Origin of the sequence: Aeromonas sp. BIGb0445 (assembly GCF_024809075.1) — a bacterium.
Lineage (GTDB): Bacteria > Pseudomonadota > Gammaproteobacteria > Enterobacterales > Aeromonadaceae > Aeromonas > Aeromonas rivuli.
On record NZ_JANUES010000021.1, the window covers coordinates 1 to 16,893 of the forward strand.

The 16,893-nt window shown below is 59.8% G+C and carries 12 protein-coding genes and 1 riboswitch; of the genes, 10 read left to right on the forward strand and 2 right to left on the reverse strand.

The window, feature by feature from the left end:
- The first annotated feature begins 374 nt into the window (after window positions 1-374).
- A complete protein-coding gene (gene fabV, locus M2367_RS20320) occupies window positions 375-1,562 on the forward strand; it encodes an enoyl-ACP reductase FabV (RefSeq protein WP_224431684.1) in 1,188 nt (395 codons plus the stop codon).
- On the opposite strand, the gene M2367_RS20325 is transcribed toward fabV, so the two are convergent.
- On the reverse strand, window positions 1,559-3,361 hold the full coding sequence (locus tag M2367_RS20325) for a diguanylate cyclase domain-containing protein (protein WP_310504102.1): 1,803 nt from the start codon (window positions 3,359-3,361) through the stop codon (window positions 1,559-1,561). The genes fabV and M2367_RS20325 overlap by 4 nt on opposite strands.
- A 192-nt stretch (window positions 3,362-3,553) precedes the next feature.
- Here M2367_RS20325 and ftnA point away from each other — a divergent pair, with 192 nt between their 5' ends.
- The 9 genes from ftnA (at window position 3,554) to murI (ending at window position 15,949) form a co-directional block, all read left to right on the forward strand.
- On the forward strand, window positions 3,554-4,078 hold the full coding sequence (ftnA, locus tag M2367_RS20330) for a non-heme ferritin (RefSeq protein ID WP_042041196.1): 525 nt from the start codon (window positions 3,554-3,556) through the stop codon (window positions 4,076-4,078).
- A 173-nt stretch (window positions 4,079-4,251) separates the two neighbouring features.
- Entirely contained in the window at window positions 4,252-5,436 is a 1,185-nt protein-coding gene (locus M2367_RS20335; protein ID WP_042041195.1) for an NAD(P)/FAD-dependent oxidoreductase, read from the forward strand.
- Window positions 5,437-5,570: 134 nt separating this feature from the next.
- Complete coding sequence (leuE, locus tag M2367_RS20340; RefSeq protein ID WP_042041194.1) at window positions 5,571-6,206, forward strand: leucine efflux protein LeuE; 636 nt, start codon at window positions 5,571-5,573, stop codon at window positions 6,204-6,206.
- 368 nt (window positions 6,207-6,574) lie between these two features.
- Window positions 6,575-8,800, forward strand: a complete 2,226-nt coding sequence (locus M2367_RS20345) for a TonB-dependent receptor (RefSeq protein WP_310504101.1) — start codon at window positions 6,575-6,577, stop codon at window positions 8,798-8,800.
- Window positions 8,801-9,026: 226 nt separating this feature from the next.
- Entirely contained in the window at window positions 9,027-10,700 is a 1,674-nt protein-coding gene (locus M2367_RS20350) for a sensor histidine kinase (protein WP_259238250.1), read from the forward strand.
- Window positions 10,701-10,829: 129 nt separating this feature from the next.
- Window positions 10,830-11,558, forward strand: coding sequence for a LytTR family DNA-binding domain-containing protein (locus M2367_RS20355; protein ID WP_259238253.1), 729 nt, complete (start codon window positions 10,830-10,832; stop codon window positions 11,556-11,558).
- Between the two features lie 109 nt (window positions 11,559-11,667).
- Window positions 11,668-12,858 (forward strand): MFS transporter, encoded by a 1,191-nt coding sequence (locus tag M2367_RS20360; RefSeq protein WP_259238256.1) that lies wholly within the window; start codon window positions 11,668-11,670, stop codon window positions 12,856-12,858.
- A 113-nt stretch (window positions 12,859-12,971) separates the two neighbouring features.
- Window positions 12,972-13,149: riboswitch (cobalamin riboswitch) on the forward strand.
- Between the two features lie 51 nt (window positions 13,150-13,200).
- Entirely contained in the window at window positions 13,201-15,036 is a 1,836-nt protein-coding gene (locus tag M2367_RS20365; protein ID WP_259238258.1) for a TonB-dependent receptor domain-containing protein, read from the forward strand.
- 121 nt (window positions 15,037-15,157) lie between these two features.
- Window positions 15,158-15,949: a glutamate racemase gene (murI, locus tag M2367_RS20370; protein WP_259238261.1), complete on the forward strand. Its 792-nt coding sequence runs from the start codon at window positions 15,158-15,160 to the stop codon at window positions 15,947-15,949.
- 4 nt (window positions 15,950-15,953) lie between these two features.
- Here murI and M2367_RS20375 read toward each other — a convergent pair whose 3' ends face one another.
- The gene (locus M2367_RS20375; protein WP_042041186.1) at window positions 15,954-16,442 is read right to left on the reverse strand and encodes an RNA-binding protein; all 489 of its coding nucleotides are present in this window, start codon (window positions 16,440-16,442) and stop codon (window positions 15,954-15,956) included.
- Between the last annotated feature and the right edge of the window lie 451 nt (window positions 16,443-16,893).

Sequence of the window (16,893 nt, forward strand, 5' to 3'; positions counted from 1 at the left end):
GCTCTGTATCGAGATGCGTGAGCCAGGCCCCTTTATCGTCATAGTGTGTCGATGCGCATGAACCAGGCCTCATGCTCGTCACTCTGTATCGAGATATGTGAGCCAGGCCCCTTTGCCGTCATTGTGCGCCGATGAAATGAGCGGAAACATGAGGCGGGTCACAGCGGGCAACTTGCCCCTTGTCCGCGTCGGGCATAGGATGTGCCCGTGTTTCGCAAGGATCACAACATAACAAGAAGCATCTGAATACCGCTTTGGGAGCCTATGGCTCCCTTTGTTTTTTTACCCCCCTTTCTTGTTCAGGCGCTGCGCCATATCAAGGTCATCTCCTCCCCCGCTGGCTATGCTCAAGCCAGTGACTTTGGAGAAGTGCCATGATCATCCGTCCCGAGATCCAGGGCTGCGTCGCCCGCAACTGCCATCCCATCGGCTGCCGTGCCGCAGTGGAACAACAGATAGCCGAGATCCGCGCCGCGGGCCAGTTCAATGGCCCCAGGCGGGTGCTTGTCCTCGGCGCCTCATCCGGCTTTGGATTGGCCTCACGCATCGCGCTCACCTTCGGTGCCGGGGCCGACTCCCTTGGCATCTCGTTTGAGCGGGGCCCCTCCGAGAAAGGGGTTGGCAGCGCAGGCTGGTACAACAACATCTGGTTCAAGCAGGCCGCCGAACAGCAGGGGCGGCTGGCCCTGAATCTGATCGGCGATGCCTTCTCGGACGCGATGCGCCAGCAAGCCATAGCGACGATTCGCCAGCAGTGGGGGCAGGTGGATCTGGTTATCTACTCCCTGGCGAGCGGTGTGCGGGTTCTGGCCGATGGCCGCCAGGTGCGATCTGTCCTCAAGAGCACGGGGCAACCCTTCACCGGCCTGGGGCTGAACCTGGAGCACTATGCCCTCGAGGAACAGACTCTGCCGGTAGCCAGTGCCGAGGAGATCCGCGACACCGTCACCGTGATGGGCGGGGAAGATTGGCAGCACTGGTTGCAGGCGTTGCAGGATGCCGATTGTCTGGCGCCCGGGGTGCAGACGGTCGCCTACTCCTACATAGGCCCAGAGTCCACTTATCCCCTCTATCGAGACGGCACCATAGGCTATGCCAAGGAGCACCTGCACAGCACCGCCGAGGCGATCAACCTGCAGCTTGCGGCGATCGGCGGCCACGCCTGGGTCAGCGTGTGCAAGGCACTGGTGACCAAGGCCAGCGCCTATATTCCCGTACTGCCCGTCTATCTGGGGCTGCTGATGGGGGTCATGAAGGAGCAGGGGGTGCACGAAGGATGCATCGAGCAGATGCATCGTCTGTTCGCCAGCAAGATGTACGGTATTCAAGGAGTGGTGGCCGATGGTCACAGGCTGATCCGCATGGATGACCATGAGTTGAACCCGGCAGTGCAGGCGGCGGTCTCTGCACTCTGGCCCAAGCTGACCCCCCAGAACTTCGAGAGCATGGGGGATTTTGCCGGGCTGAGACGGGATTTTCTGCAGCTCAATGGCTTCGACTTGCCCGGTGTGGATTACGAGATGCCGGTCGACATCAAGGCCCTCGGCGAGTTGCAGCCCTAGGCCAGGCTGCGAGACAGCGTGACCACAGTGTGTGGCGGCGCCGCCAGCACCGTCTGGTTGCGACCCTGACGCTTGGCCTGATACATGGCCATGTCAGCCCTGTGAATGAGCTGAGTAAGCGTCTCATGAGGATCTTCCCGGCCAGCGACCCCCAGGCTGATGGTCATCACGGGGCGACCGGGTTCCCGCTCGGCGGCCACTCGCTGGCGCAACTGCTCAGCCAGGTGCCAGCAATCTTGCGCCGGTAGCGGTATGGCGACCAGAAACTCCTCCCCACCCCAGCGGCCGATCAGCTCCCGCTCCGGCGCCCACTCCCCAAGCAACTGCCCAAGGCGGGCGATGGCGATATCCCCCGCACCATGGCCGTGCTGATCATTGATCTGCTTGAAGTGATCGATGTCGATGATGATCAGGGAGAGGGGCCCCTCCTGCTGCCAGAGAGTCTGCAACCGCTCTTGCAGGGCGTGCCGGTTGGCGAGCCCGGTGAGCTGATCGAAACTGGCCAGCCGATAGAGGCGACGGGAGCTGCGATGCAGGCGGTGGGTGGTGATACCGAGGAGGATCAGGGCGCTGAGCAGCAGCATCACCAGCATCAACTGATAGTTGCGGGCACTCTGCTGGTGGGCTATCTGCTGGCGCCGCCGTTCGTTTTCCAGTACCAGTCTGTGGTTATCGCTCTCGCTACGGGCCAAATCCATTTGCGCCTGGAAGGCGGCCGCGTGTTCGCTCAGGGTACGGTTGAAGTGCTGGCGATAGTCGGCATGATAGTCACTGAGCCCCCGGTAGGCGGCGGCATAGTTGCCTTGTCCGGCCAGGAGTTCGGCCCGAAGCGCCTTGCCTGAAAGATCCAGCGTCCCGGCCTCCTCGAGCAGTGCCAGGGCTGGGCCCGTCTCGCCCTGACTGCGCAGGGCTGCGGCCCGGGTGGTCAGCAGGCCGGGAGGGGTCGGGTAGCCGAGTTGCTGATGCAGCGCCTCTGCCTGATCCAGATGACGCAGTGCCGCCGAGCCGTTACCCTCGGCATTGAGGGCCATGGCGAGATAGCCCAGCATGGCGGCGCGATAGTCGGGAGAGAGAGCCGGGTTGGCCAGCTGGCTATCGAGTAGCTGACGGGCTCGTGCCGGGCGATCCATGTCGAGATAGAGTCGCGCCATGTTGGCCTTGATGAGGGTCTGACTGTTGGGCTCATCCAGGCTCAGGCTGCGCCGCAGGGCATCCAGATAGTGCTGTTCTGCCTCCTGACCCAGCCCGATGTCGGCGTAGAGGTTGCCCAGGGTGATGAGCAGCTGTATGCACTGCAACTGAGCCTGCTTGCTCTCCTGCTTGAGTTGGCGTTTGAGCAGGAAGGCGCTCTTGAGTTCGGCAATGGCCGATTGCAGCTGATTGGTTTTATAGTGAGCCAGGCCGTTCAGGGCATGCCATTGCGCGCGCTGCGCCGCATCGTCCTGCAGTGCGGGTTCGAGCTGAGCGAGCAGGGTAAAGGCCTGGTCGGGGGCGGCGGTATCCAGGGCGAGGGCTATCTGCTGCAGCTGGAAATCCCGCTGTCTGGAGGCTTCCTGATGGCTGGCGGCCAGCGCCCTGGCCCTGGCGTTGTCGAGCTGGGCGCCCCGGTAGTCACCCAAGTGTGCCTTGGCCAGGGATCTGGCGTGAAACAGTTCCATGTCCTGACCCGTCAGGGCATCGAGCTGGCTGAGGTAGACGGCGGGATCGCGCGCGGCTCGCCATTCGGCATCATTCAGCAGGGAAGGCGCGGCCTGCACCTGGTCAAGCCAGCACAGTAACAGCAGAAAATAGCGGCGCATCAGCGAGGGTCCCGGATCATGGGCGCCATGATAAGGGGTACGCTTGAGTACAGCATGCTTCATCGACTCGCCATGCCCATATGGGGGTAAGGCTGAGGCATTGGTTGAAACTGCAACAAATCCTGCGGCAAGTGGTTGATCCAGATCCGCTTCGTCGCGACAATCGAACCCAAATCACAGTGGAGAATCAGCATGTTGGCCCAAGCCATGATCGAGAAGTTGAACGACCAGATAAACCTGGAATTCTATTCCTCCAACCTCTACCTGCAGATGAGCGCCTGGTGCGAGGACAAGGGTTTCGAAGGTGCCGCCACTTTCCTGCGCAAGCATGCGGTGGAAGAGCGTCAGCACATGGAGCGTCTCTTTACCTATGTGAGTGAGACCGGCGCCATGCCGATACTGGGTGCCATCAGTGCCCCTCCCCACGAATTCACCACCCTGGGCGATGTGTTTCGCACCACCCTCGAGCATGAGCACCACATCACCCAGTGCATCAATGGCTTGGCCCACGTTGCCTTCACTACCCAGGATTACTCCACCTTCAACTTCCTGCAGTGGTATGTGGCCGAGCAGCATGAGGAAGAGAAGCTGTTCAAGAGCATAGTGGACCGCCTCAACCTGGTGGGCGAGGATGGCAAGGGCCTCTACTTCATCGACAAGGAGCTGGCCGAGCTGGCCAAGGCGTCCCCCGCCAGCGTGATGGACAACAACGCCTGATCCCTGGATGAGGCTTGCTTAAGTCTCCCGATAAGTCGTGGACACTTAATGTTCAGTCAGTACAATACGGCCCCCTCGTGGGCCGTTTCTTTTTTTGGTGGCCGGGGGGTGATGGTTGGGGTCTGTGCGTTGGCCCCGCTCTTGTTGATCTGTTTCAGGTGAGTGGCGCTGTGATGATAAGAACGGATGTTGTGGTGATCGGGGCCGGTGCGGCCGGTTTGATGTGTGCCCAGCAGGCGGGGTATCGGGGTCGTTCGGTACTGGTGCTCGACAACGCCAAGAAACCGGGCCGCAAGATACTGATCAGTGGCGGCGGCCGCTGCAACTTCACCAATCATCAGACTGGGCCCCAGGCCTTCCTCTGCAGCAACCCTCACTTCTGCAAGTCGGCCCTGGCCCGCTACACCCAGCAGGATTTCATCGATCTGGTGGACAGACACGGGGTCAACTATCACGAGAAGACCCTGGGTCAGCTGTTTTGCGACGAGAGTGCCAAAGAGATCGTCGATGTGCTGCTCACCGAGTGTGACTGGGCCGGGGTGAGCCTGCAGTTCCAGACCGAGATCCTGAGCGTCGCCAAGAGCGAAGACGGTTTCGTGCTCGTGACCAGCAAGGGGGAGATAGCGTGCCAATCCCTGGTGGTGGCGACCGGTGGCCTCTCCATGCCCAAACTCGGCGCGACCCCCTTCGGCTACAAGCTGGCGGAACAGTTTGGTCTGCCCGTGCTGCCGACCCGCGCCGGTCTGGTGCCCTTCACCCTGCATCAGGCCGACAAGGAGGCGTTTGCTGCTCTGGCCGGGGTCAGCCTGCCGGTCGCAGTGACCGCCGAGGATGGCACTCGCTTCAAGGAGGCCATGCTGTTTACCCATCGCGGCCTCTCCGGCCCCGTTATCTTGCAGATCTCCTCCTTCTGGCTGCCGGGGGAGAAGATCCATATCAACCTGCTGCCCGATCTCGACATATTGGCGACGCTGAAAGGGTGGGCGCAGGCTCATCCGGCTCAGGAGCTCAAAACCGTGCTGGGCCGCGAGCTGCCCAAGCGCTTCGTCGATACCCTGGTGGAGCTGGGCCAGCTCACTAACAAGCCGATGCGCCAATACAACGAGCGGGAGCTGGAGGCCATTGCCGCCCTGCTGGAAGATTGGCAGCTGCTGCCCAACGGTACCGAAGGCTACCGCACCGCCGAAGTGACCCTGGGAGGGGTCGACACCAACGCACTCTCCTCCAAGACCATGGAGGCGCGTCAGGTGCCCGGGCTCTATTTCATCGGCGAGGTGGTGGACGTGACCGGCTGGCTCGGGGGTTACAACTTCCAGTGGGCCTGGTCGTCCGGCTGGGTGGCGGGACAATATTGCTGATCTTCGCCGTTCCCAAGGGAGAGGCTTGTGCTTTATTCGCGCAAGGTTAGGATGGATCCATGGTCGATGAGGAGTGAGATGGCGACCGTGCCGTCTCCTTTCGCATCTCTTCGTCTTTGCTATTGGGGTGGAACATGTTTGAAAGCCTGGGTGTCATCAATGTCTGGACTTATTTAGTCGGCCTTTTTTTCATCATCATAGCCCCGGGCCCGAACTCCATTTATGTATTGCGTACCGGTGCCAGCCGCGGCATAGGCCCCGGTTATCGCGCCGCCCTCGGCGTCTTTGTCGGCGATGCCCTGCTCATCTTCTGCGCCTATCTGGGGGTCGCCTCCCTGATCCGTACCACACCCTTGCTGTTTACCCTGGTGCGCTACCTGGGGGCCATCTATCTGCTCTATCTGGGGGTGAGAATACTGTATGACAACTTCGTCGCCAGGACGGAGAGTCACCCTGCCGACCCGGTTCAGGGGGAGAACTACTTTGGCAAGGCGCTGACCCTGAGCCTCACCAATCCCAAGGCGATCCTGTTCTACGTCTCCTTCTTCGTGCAGTTCATCGACTTCAACTATGCCCACACCTGGCTCTCCTACCTGGTGCTGGCCGGCATGCTGGAGGCCATGAGCTTTGTGTATCTGACTCTGCTCATCTTTGGCGGCTCCCTGATGGCGCGCTTTTTTCAACGCAAACTGCGCCTGGCCAAGCTGGGCAACGGTCTGATCGGCCTCTTCTTCATGGGGTTCGCCGCCCGGCTCGCCACTCTTTCCTGAGTGATGATGAACTCACCCGGCTTGGCGTCGGGTGAGGTTGTGTATTCTGTTCTCCCCTCATATGCCTGTCTCTGCTCATTAATCACTTCTTTATCAATTAGTTGGCCTCTACTGCGCCGCTCTCTTCTTCCCACAAAACAATTGAAGTCACAAATGATACTTATTAACATCCTCAGTCGCTGATTGGCATCAGGCTGCCCGATCCCGGTGGGGCATCTCTTGTGGTTGGCGGGGGATAGGTATTCCTCTCGATGACTAATGGGCAAGCCATCCGTCACGACAATAACGGATGCTCGGTCCCCACGGCCGCATCATCGATAGCAATAAATGGTGCCAAAGGCACCCATGAACAGGTAGAGCAGGACGTCATGTTAAGACAAGCAAGGAACTATCCCCTGAATGCCCTGGTACTCGCGCTGACCATGACCGGTGCCTTCCCTGCCCTGGCGGCACAGACCGAGGCCAAGCCGGAGACCATGGTGGTGGTCGCCAGCCATGCCCCCAAGAGCATCAGCGACATTCCGGGTACCGTCTGGTATGTGGATTCACAGCGGATAGAACAGGAGTCCCGCGGCGGCAAGAGCCTGGGCGAGATATTGGCAGCCGTGGTGCCTTCCCTGGATGTCAGCAGCCAGGGAAGGACCAACTATGGTCAGAACCTGCGTGGCCGCGCCATGCTGGTGATGATAGATGGTGTCTCCCTCAATTCGGCCCGCCTCATCAGCCGTCAGCTCGATTCCATCGATCCTTTTAACATAGCGCGCATCGAGGTGCTGTCGGGGGCGACGTCCATCTATGGCGCGGGTGCTACCGGCGGTGTGGTCAACATAGTGACCAAGAAGGGTGAACAGGGCGAGCTGCAATTCGAGAGCTATGCAGGTACCACCACGGGTTTTAACAGTCATGAAGATGTTGATTACAAACTGGCCCAGTCGGTGGCGGGGGGTAATGATCTGGTACAGGGGCGCGCCTCCCTCGTCTACAGCAGCAACAAGGCCTTCTTCGATGCGGGTGGAGACATGGTGGTGCCGGACATCACTCAGGGGTCGCTGCAGTTCAACGAAGTGATAGATACCATGGGCAGCCTGACTTTCACTCCATCCGGCACCCAGAGTCTGACGTTGCTGGCCCAGTACTACAGCAGCAAGCAGGATAGCCCTTACGGCATCTACTTCGGTCAGGATCTGGCCGGTGCGCCGGGCAACATTACCGGCAACCCGGCGGACACCAGCCTGATTGCAGTGCGTGATGGTTTTGAATCCGATCGCCAAGGCGCGACCGAGCGCTGGTTGCTCAACGCCGACTACCGCAACACCGACTTCCTGAATCACACCCTGATGGTGCAGGCTTCTTATCGCAGTGAAGAGTTCTCTTTCATTCCCTTCATCTATGGCAGCTACCTGGCCGCCTCCGAGCAGAGCACGGATGTGGTGAGCCTGCGCAGCGCGCTGATCAAGGATTGGGATCGCCTGACCCTGACCTACGGGGTCGATGGTTTCATCGATACCCTCAAGAGCAACCAGGCCCTGTTTGACAAGCAGACCAGCTATGACAGCGGCGGTCTGGTCAACAAGACCGCCAGCACCATAGGTCGCTACCCCGGGGTCGAAGTGGAGTCCCTGGCGGGTTTCCTGCAAACCGAATTTGCCGTCACCGACCGCTGGTCCCTGGATGGGGGCTATCGCTACCAGTACACCCGCAACAAGATTGACGACTTCGTCGACTACAACATGCAGCGCAACATCGCCTTCGGCAAGGGCAGCAGTGCCGATGCAGTACCGGGGGGCACGACCAGCTACAACACCGGACTGTTCAATCTGGGCACCCTCTACAAGCTGACGCCTCAAACCCAGCTGTGGGCCAACTTCTCCCAGGGCTTCGATCTCTCGGATCCCTCCAAGTACTATGGTACCGGCACTTACAGCAAGACCCCGGATGCTCAGGGCCACTACAGCCTGCAAAAGAGCGTCAACGTAGCCGATTCCAAGTTGCAGGGCATCAAGACCAACAGCTACGAGATAGGGGTACGTCATGATACCGATCGCCTGAGTCTGCAGAGTGCGGCCTATCTCTCCTTGTCCGACAAGGCGGTCAAGGTAGACAAGTCGACCATGCTGATCAGTGTGTTGGATGACGAGAAGCGAGTGTATGGGATAGAAGGGCAGGCCTCCTATTGGCTGACCGATGCCTGGCAGCTGGGCGCCAATGGTCACCTGGTCAAGTCGGAGCAGAAGAGCGCCGAGGGTGGCTGGGAGAAGGTGTCGGTGGATAATGCCAGCGGCTCCAAGGCTGCTGCCTGGCTGGGTTGGCAGCAAGATGCGCTGGCGATGAAGCTGCAGAGCCAGACGCTGTTTGATCTGACCGACGATGCCGATGGCAAGATTGAGGGTTACACCCTGCTGGATCTGATTGGCAGCTATGAGTTGCCGGTGGGCAGCCTGGGCTTCGGTGTGCAGAACTTGCTCGACAAGCAGTACAGCACCGTATGGGGTCAGCGCGCCGCCAGTCTCTACAGCTACTATGGGCCAGCCGAGATGTTTGACTATCAGGGACGCGGTCGCACCTTTACCGTCAACTACCAAGTCAAATACTGAGCAGGGTATTGAGCGTGCTGGCTTGGCCAGCATAGCACTCACCTCTGTCGGTGCTCGGCTCAGGCACTGAACAGGATATGACCACAAAGACCCCGTTCCCATGAGCGGGGTCTTTGTGTTTCAGGCGTGACGCGTTAATGTCCCCGCCTTGATCCCGGTCAGCGGCGCCCGGCCCCATAATCCCTATAGTGGGCCGCCAGTCGCGCACCGACCCCCTGAGGTATCCATGCTCGAAAACCAGATGATGTTGCTGGCCGTGTTTGAACGGGCGGCGTTGATGCTGATGACCCTGTTCTTCCTGACCCGCACCCGGCCCTTTCAGCGGCTGTTTCAAAAGCAGAACCATACCCCGGCCGAGCTGGTGCTGGTCGCGGCCATCTTCGGCCTGTTCGCGGTGTTCAGCACCTACACCGGCATTCCGGTGGAGGGGGCGTTCATCAACGTGCGGATCATCGCCATCATCTCCGGCGGCATACTGTTCGGCCCCTGGGTCGGCATCCCGGCCGGGGTCATCTCGGGTCTGCATCGCTACCTCATCGACATGGATGGCCACACCTCTATTCCCTGCCTCATCGCCAGCATCATCGCCGGCCTGCTGGCGACCTGGATCTACTTTCATTGCCGCAAGTCGCGGCTCTGGCTCTACGGCATCCTGGCGGGGATGTTCTGCGAGGGGCTGACCATGCTGCTGATCTGGCTGCTGACCGAACCTCATGCCATCGGGATCGAGATCGTCAGCCACATCGCCTACCCGATGATCGCCGGGGCGCTCTGCATCGGGCTCATCATCAAGCTGGTGCAGGATCTGGATGATGAGAAGGAGTTGATCGCCGCCAAGCAGGCCAAGCTGGCCCTCGACATCGCCAACAAGACGCTGCCGTTTTTCCAGAAGGTCGATCGCCACTCCCTCGGTCAGGTGTGTGGTGTCATCAGGAGCGAGATCCATGCCGATGCGGTGGCCATCACCGACACCCGGGACGTGCTGGCTTACGTGGGGGTGGGCAAGGATTACTACGAGCTGGACGAGCACCACGCCATCAGCGACATGACCCAGAGAGCCGTGCTGCTGGACCAGATCATCATCAACAACGATCTGCGCCAGTATCACCTCTCCGATTTTCACTCGGTCATCATCATTCCGCTGCGGGAGAACGGCGCGGTCAGCGGCACCCTCAAGATCTACTACCGCCGCACCCACAGCATCACCAGCTCCCTGCGGGAGATGGCGGTGGGCCTCTCCCAGCTTATCTCCACCCAGATGGAGGTGTCGCGCATCGAGCAGCTCAAGGAGATGACCCGCAAGGCGGAGTTCACCGCCCTGCAGAGCAAGATCAACCCGCACTTCCTGTTCAATGCCCTCAATGCCATCTCATCCTTGATCCGCATCCGCCCCCAGCAGGCGCGCCAGCTCATTGCCAACCTGGCGGACTATCTGCGCTACAACCTCAACAAGGGGGACGAGCTCATCGACATCCAGGAGGAGCTGCAGCAGGTGCGCGACTACGTGGCCATCGAGCAGGCCCGCTTCGGCGACAAGCTGGAGGTGGTGTTCGAGGTGGACGACGTCCACATCCAGGTGCCCTGCCTGCTGTTGCAGCCCCTGGTGGAAAACGCCATCCTGCACGGCATCCAGCCCCGCAGCGCTCCCGGTAAAGTCACCATAGAGGTGAAGCAGCTGGCGGGGGGTATCCGGGTGGCGGTGCGCGACACCGGTTATGGCATCAGCCAGGCGGTGATCGACGGGGTGGCCGCCGGCCGGGTGGAGAGCCGCAGCATAGGCCTGATGAACGTGCATCAGCGGGTCAAGCTGCTCTATGGGGACGGCCTGCACCTCAAGCGGCTGGAGCCGGGTACCGAAGTCTGTTTCTATCTGCCGAGCCAGGAGGCGATGCCATGTTGAGCGCCATCACTGTTGAAGACGAGTCGCTGACTGGAGAGGCGTTGTCATGTTGAGAGTCATTATTGTCGAAGATGAATGTTTGATGCGGGAGGCGCTGGCCTCTCCTGCGTTCCCTCAGGGGGCCATGCCATGCTGAAAGCCATCATAGTGGAAGACGAATATCTGGCTCGCGAGGAGCTGGTCTATCTGGTCAGCCAGCACAGCACCATAGAGATAGTGGCGAGTTTCGAAGATGGGCTGGAGGCGTTCAAATACCTGCAGGATCACGAGGTGGATGTGGTGTTCCTGGATATCCAGATCCCCTCCATCGACGGTCTGCTGCTGGCCAAGAATCTGCACAAGTCGAGCCATCCGCCCCACATAGTCTTCGTCACCGCCTACAAGGAGTTTGCGGTGGAGGCGTTCGAGCTGGAGGCGTTCGACTATATCCTCAAGCCCTACAACGAGCCGCGCATCATCAATCTGCTGCAAAAGCTCGAACATGCGGGCAAGTCGCAACCGGGGCAGGGGGAGGTGAGCAGCCCGCCCAATCGCACCATCAATCTGGTGAAGGGGGAGCGCATCATAGTCACCCCCTGCGAGCAGATTTACTATGCGGAGGCGGACGAGAAGCTCACCTATGTCTATACCCGCACCGATCGTTACGTGATGACCATGGCCCTCAGCGAGTTTGTCAGCCGCCTGCCGGCGGAGGGCTTCTTCCGCTGTCACCGCTCCTATTGCGTCAACATCAACAAGATCCGCGAGATAGTGCCCTGGTTCAACAGCACCTATCTCATCCGACTCCATGATCTGCCGTTCGAGGTGCCGGTCAGCCGCAGCAACATCAAGGCGTTCCGTCAGCTGATGCGGCTCTGATTGTCATTCATGCCCGCCGATCTGCATTTCATGCCTTAATCTGCCGGCGCGAGCCGCGTCTTGCCTATAGTGGCCTCAATTTCCTTATGGCCATTCCCCGAGACGCATCATGACTAAAGAGATGAATCGCACCCGGTATCTGACCCTGATCGGTACCATCATCACCCAGTTTGCGCTGGGCTCCGTTTACACCTGGAGCCTGTTCAACGCCCAGCTCTCCGACAAGCTGGACGAGCCGGTGAGCCAGGTGGCCTTCGCCTTCGGCCTGCTCAGCCTCTCCCTGGCAGTGGCCTCCTCCCTGGCGGGCAAGCTGCAGGAGCGGTTCGGGGTGCGCAACGTCACCCTGGGGGCCGGCGTGCTGCTTGGCATCGGCTTCTTCCTCACCGCCCACGCCAGCAACCTGGCCATGCTCTACCTCTGCGCCGGCATACTGGTGGGCTTCGCCGACGGGACCGGCTATCTGATGACCCTCTCCAACTGCGTGAAGTGGTTCCCGGAGCGCAAGGGGCTCATCTCCGCCTGCTCCATCGGCGCCTATGGTCTCGGTAGTCTCGGCTTCAAGTACATCAACCTGCTGCTGCTCTCCAACAACGGGCTGGAGGCGACCTTCCAGCTGTGGGGGCTGATCGCCATGTCCATGGTGCTGGTGGGCGGTATGCTGATGAAGGATGCGCCCCAGCAGGCCGCCTCAGTGCAGCAGACCGAGAGCCGCGACTTCACCCTGGCCGAGGCCATGCGCAAGCCGCAGTACTGGATGCTGGCGCTGATGTTCCTCACCGCCTGCATGAGCGGCCTCTATGTCATCGGTGTGGCCAAAGACATCGGCGAGAACATGGTCGGTTTGTCGACCGCGGTGGCCGCCAATGCCGTCGCCATCATCGCCATGGCCAACCTGGGTGGCCGCCTGATGCTGGGTATCCTCTCCGACAAGATGTCCCGCATCCGGGTCATCACCATAGCCCAGCTGATCACCCTCGCAGGCATGGTGATGCTGCTGTTCGTGCCCCTCAACGCCAACCTCTTCTTCGTGGCGGTGGCCTGCGTGGCGTTCAGCTTCGGCGGCACCATCACCGTCTACCCCTCCCTGGTGAGCGACTTCTTCGGCCTCAACAACCTGACCAAGAACTATGGCGTTATCTATCTGGGCTTCGGGCTGGGCAGCATCATCGGCTCCATTGTGGCCTCTCTGTTTGGCGGCTTCATGGCGACCTTCAACCTCATTCTGGTGTTGCTGGTGGTGGCCCTGGTGCTCTCTCTCACCATCCGACTGCCGGCCCCCAAGGCCAGCTACGCCGACTGAGCCTGAAGCTATTGATAAATCTGACAAACCGGTGCCCATGGGCGCCGGTTTTCGTTTTTGTGAGTAAAAGACGTATGGATGGCTAAATAGCTATACTCTTCTGCCACCCTTTCCTATAATCCCCCCGCTTTGGCGCATCATGCTTAATAGGGAATCCGGTGAGAATCCGGAGCTGGCGCGCAGCGGTAAGGGGGAACGAAGCGACATCAGGGCACTGCCGCAAGGCGGGAAGCCGTCGCCTAGGCACTTGGCCCCCGAGTCCGAAGACCTGCCAAAGTTCGTATTTCTGGCCGAGAGAAACCGGCCAAGGAATAGATACTTACGCGAACTTAAGGATCTGTGATGTCCAAGAAATTTTGGGTGGCTGCCCTGTTGCCGACGGCCGCCTTCGCCCAGTCCACCCTGCCTGCCAATGACACCCTGGTGGTGACCGCCAACCGGGTGGAACAGCCTGTCAGCTCGGTATTGGCCCCCGTTGTGGTGATCGATCGCGCCGAGATCGAAGCCCGCCAGGTACAGAGCCTGCCCGAGTTGCTCAAGACCCTGCCGGGTGTGCAGATCACCACCCTGGGTGGTCGTGGCCACCAGAGCAGCCTCTTTATTCGTGGCACCAACTCCAACCACTCTCTGGTACTGGTCAATGGCCGCCCCATCGCCGCCATGGTGACGGGAGCCCCCGATCTCAGCCAGATCCCCCTCGGCAACATCGAGCGTGTCGAATACATACGCGGCCCACGTGCGGCCGTCTATGGTTCCGATGCCATTGGTGGCGTCATCAACCTGATCACCCAGACCTCGGCCAAAGAGGGCGGCGAAACCCACCTCAAGGGTGGGGTGGGCAGTCATGGTTATGGCCTGGGTCAACTGCGCAGCGTGCAGGCGCTGGGTGCCAAGACAGATGCCAATCTGATGATCGGTTACGAGCGCGAGGACGGTTACGACGTCGTCGCCGCCGCCCAGCAGCCGGATCGGGATGGCTTTGACAGCCTGAATGGTCAGCTGGGTTTCAATCACGCCTTCAGTGACGCCTGGAGTGCGGATATCAACGCCCAGGGTTATGACAACCAGACCGAGATGGATGACCCCTACCTCAGCTCGGATCAGAGCCGGGTTCAGGCGTTCCAGTATGATGGCGCCGTCAAGTATCAGGCCGAGCACTTCAATAGCCGACTCGAGGCCAGCTATGGCGAGAACAAGCTGAAGAACTGGCTGGCGAGTCAGGGAGAATCCTCTGCCGAGCCGATCCACACCGGGCTGACCCGCTTCTCCTGGTTGAACAGCTGGAGCGGCGTCGAGGGTTTGGTGTTGACCGGCGGTGCCGACTGGCAGCAGGAGCAGCTCAAATCCGATTCGCGCAGCTATGGCCAGGCATTCGATGCCCCGGATCGTGACAACACCGGCTTGTTCGCCGTGGGCAGTTATCGCTGGCAGGCACTGCTGATGGAGCTCTCAGGTCGCACCGACGACAACGAACAGTACGGCCGTCATAACACCTGGTCGGCGGCCACCGGCCTGGATCTGGACCAGCACCACAATGTGCGGTTGAGCTATGGCACCGCCTTCAAGGCACCGACTTTCCTCGACCTCTATTACCCGGGTTATGAGAATCCGGATCTGAAGCCGGAAGAGAGCAAGAACCTGGAGCTGGACTTCACCGGTCGTTACACCGCCTGGGATTGGTCAATGAATCTCTATCGCAACCGCATCCAGAACCTGATTGCCTGTCAGAGTGCCTTCTCCAGCTGCAAGCCGGATAACACCGATGCAGACATCAAGGGGATCGAGCTGGCACTGGGTCTGGATACCGGGCCTGTCCATCACGAGTTCAGCTATGACTACACCCGTGCCGAGGACAAGAACGATGACGATCGCCAGTTGCTGCGTCGGGCCAAGAACAAGGCCAGCTGGTTGGCGCAGGTGCAGACCGGCCCCGTGGACTGGTCGAGCGAGCTGCTCTATACCGGCAAGCGTGACGACAAGGACTTCTCCAGCTTCCCGGCCGAGCGGGTCGAACTGGGCTCATATACCCTGCTGAACCTGGCGGCCAGCTATTCGGCGACGTCTCAGCTGACCCTGGGCGGGCGCATCGACAACCTGTTCGACAAACAGTATGAGTCTGCTGTCGACTACCCGGGTCCTGGCACCGAGTTCAGGGTGACCGCGGATTACAGATTCTGATAAGCCTGCTTATATAGGCACTCCCATTCGCACCCTAAAAACAGGCCCTGTCAGCAGCAGGGCCTTTTCTATTGGCGGGGAGCGGGAGTATGATCGCCCCCTCGCAGCATAGGGGGTGCAGGTGGCTAATATTTTGGTGTTCGATTCCGGCATGGGTGGACTGAGCGTATATCGCGAGATCCGTCAGAGCCTGCCGGACCATAACTACTATTACAGCTTCGACAACGCCAACTTCCCCTATGGCGAGCTCAGTGAATCTGCCCTGATCCAGGCCTGCGTCCGCCTGGTGACCCGGGTGGTGGCCGAACAGGCCATCGATCTGGTGGTGATCGCCTGCAATACCGCCAGCACCATAGCGTTGCCCTCCTTGCGCGCCGCCCTGACTATTCCCGTGGTGGGCGTTGTGCCCGCCATCAAGCCCGCCGCCGCCTTGACCCGCAACGGGTGTATCGGCCTGTTGGCGACGCCGGGCACAGTGGCCCGTCCTTATACCCACGAACTGATTGCCCAGTTTGCGCCGGGCAAACGGGTGCTGCTCAAGGGGACGACTGAACTCGTGGTCGAGGCAGAGCGTAAATTGGCGGGGGGGGCGGTGGATATGGCACTGCTGCGCCATGTATTGGCAGACTGGCTGGAAGGGAGTGAGCAACCGGATACCTTGGTGCTGGGATGTACCCATTTTCCCTTGCTCGATGCCGAAATCCGGCAGCTCATGCCGAATTGCCAGTTGGTGGATTCGGGGGCTGCGGTCGCCAAGCGTGTGACCCATCTGCTGAGCAGTCATGGCATGGCTGCGACAATCGGGGCTCCAGAGGCGCATGCCTACTGCACCCGGCTGGATGAGAAGGCCAAAAAAATAACAGCCCCCTTGCAAGCTTGGGGGCTGTCTACCTTAACTGAAGTCCTGCTCTGAGCGATCAGGCGTCGACGTCGTTCTCACGTTCTTCTTTGTCGCGCTTGTCATTGGCTTCACGCACCTTGAGGGTGCGCTGCTGATACTCTTTGTCATTGAGCGTCGCAATAGCCCTGGCCGCATCGGCAGCAGGCATCTCGACAAAGCCGAATCCCCGGCGCTTGCCAGTCGCCTTGTCTTTCATCAAGCGAACAGAAATCACCTGACCCTGCTCGGCGAACAGCTCGCGCACGGCGATCTCGTTGGCGCGATAAGGCAGGTTGCCTACATATAAGGTACAAGTCTCTTGGCTGGCACCATTGGCTGCCATGGCCACGGGTGCCTTATTCAGGAACAGAGGGACCACGAAGCCACCAATCGCCAAGCCAGCGGCGAAGATCACCTCGGCTTTCAAAGAAAACTGCAGCGCTTGGGCAATCAGATAACCAATCAATGCCAATACCAGGGCTAATACAGCAGCCTGCATATAAACGGGAAACTTGGATAAATTCATCTTTAAAGACCTTTTGTAAATGAAAGCAAAAAAGGTGCAACACTATATTCACCACCATGGTAACCAGCTTTCCTGGATGACGCTACTATGGCCACTCGGTACAGATATTTCCGCTCAAGTATGATGCCACATTCCACCTCCTGCCTACTTTAATGGTAGCTAAACGGGGCATAAATCACGCTTCTGTGGATAAACCTGTATATATGCTTGGGGTAAGCTGTTCCTAATTGAATAGGCTGCAATTTATGTGATTTTCTTCAAAAAACGGCTTGCCAGCGCGGCTGCCATCCCTATAATGCGCCCCTACCAGCACGGCACAACACGCCGGACTGAGGAGCTAGCTTCACAGTGAAGCGGGCGCCGAAAGAAAAGCGAAAACAACCGCTTGACTTTCGAAGTGAGGAGCGTAAGATGCGCCTCCTCAACGCGATAAGCGTGACGCTCTTTAACA

Coding starts and splice junctions, on each gene's coding strand:
- fabV (WP_224431684.1), top strand. CDS start 375: ATGATCATCCGTCCCGAGATCCAGGGCTGCGTCGCCCGCAACTGCCAT.
- M2367_RS20325 (WP_310504102.1), bottom strand. CDS start 3,361: ATGCGCCGCTATTTTCTGCTGTTACTGTGCTGGCTTGACCAGGTGCAG.
- ftnA (WP_042041196.1), top strand. CDS start 3,554: ATGTTGGCCCAAGCCATGATCGAGAAGTTGAACGACCAGATAAACCTG.
- M2367_RS20335 (WP_042041195.1), top strand. CDS start 4,252: ATGATAAGAACGGATGTTGTGGTGATCGGGGCCGGTGCGGCCGGTTTG.
- leuE (WP_042041194.1), top strand. CDS start 5,571: ATGTTTGAAAGCCTGGGTGTCATCAATGTCTGGACTTATTTAGTCGGC.
- M2367_RS20345 (WP_310504101.1), top strand. CDS start 6,575: ATGTTAAGACAAGCAAGGAACTATCCCCTGAATGCCCTGGTACTCGCG.
- M2367_RS20350 (WP_259238250.1), top strand. CDS start 9,027: ATGCTCGAAAACCAGATGATGTTGCTGGCCGTGTTTGAACGGGCGGCG.
- M2367_RS20355 (WP_259238253.1), top strand. CDS start 10,830: ATGCTGAAAGCCATCATAGTGGAAGACGAATATCTGGCTCGCGAGGAG.
- M2367_RS20360 (WP_259238256.1), top strand. CDS start 11,668: ATGACTAAAGAGATGAATCGCACCCGGTATCTGACCCTGATCGGTACC.
- M2367_RS20365 (WP_259238258.1), top strand. CDS start 13,201: ATGTCCAAGAAATTTTGGGTGGCTGCCCTGTTGCCGACGGCCGCCTTC.
- M2367_RS20375 (WP_042041186.1), bottom strand. CDS start 16,442: ATGAATTTATCCAAGTTTCCCGTTTATATGCAGGCTGCTGTATTAGCC.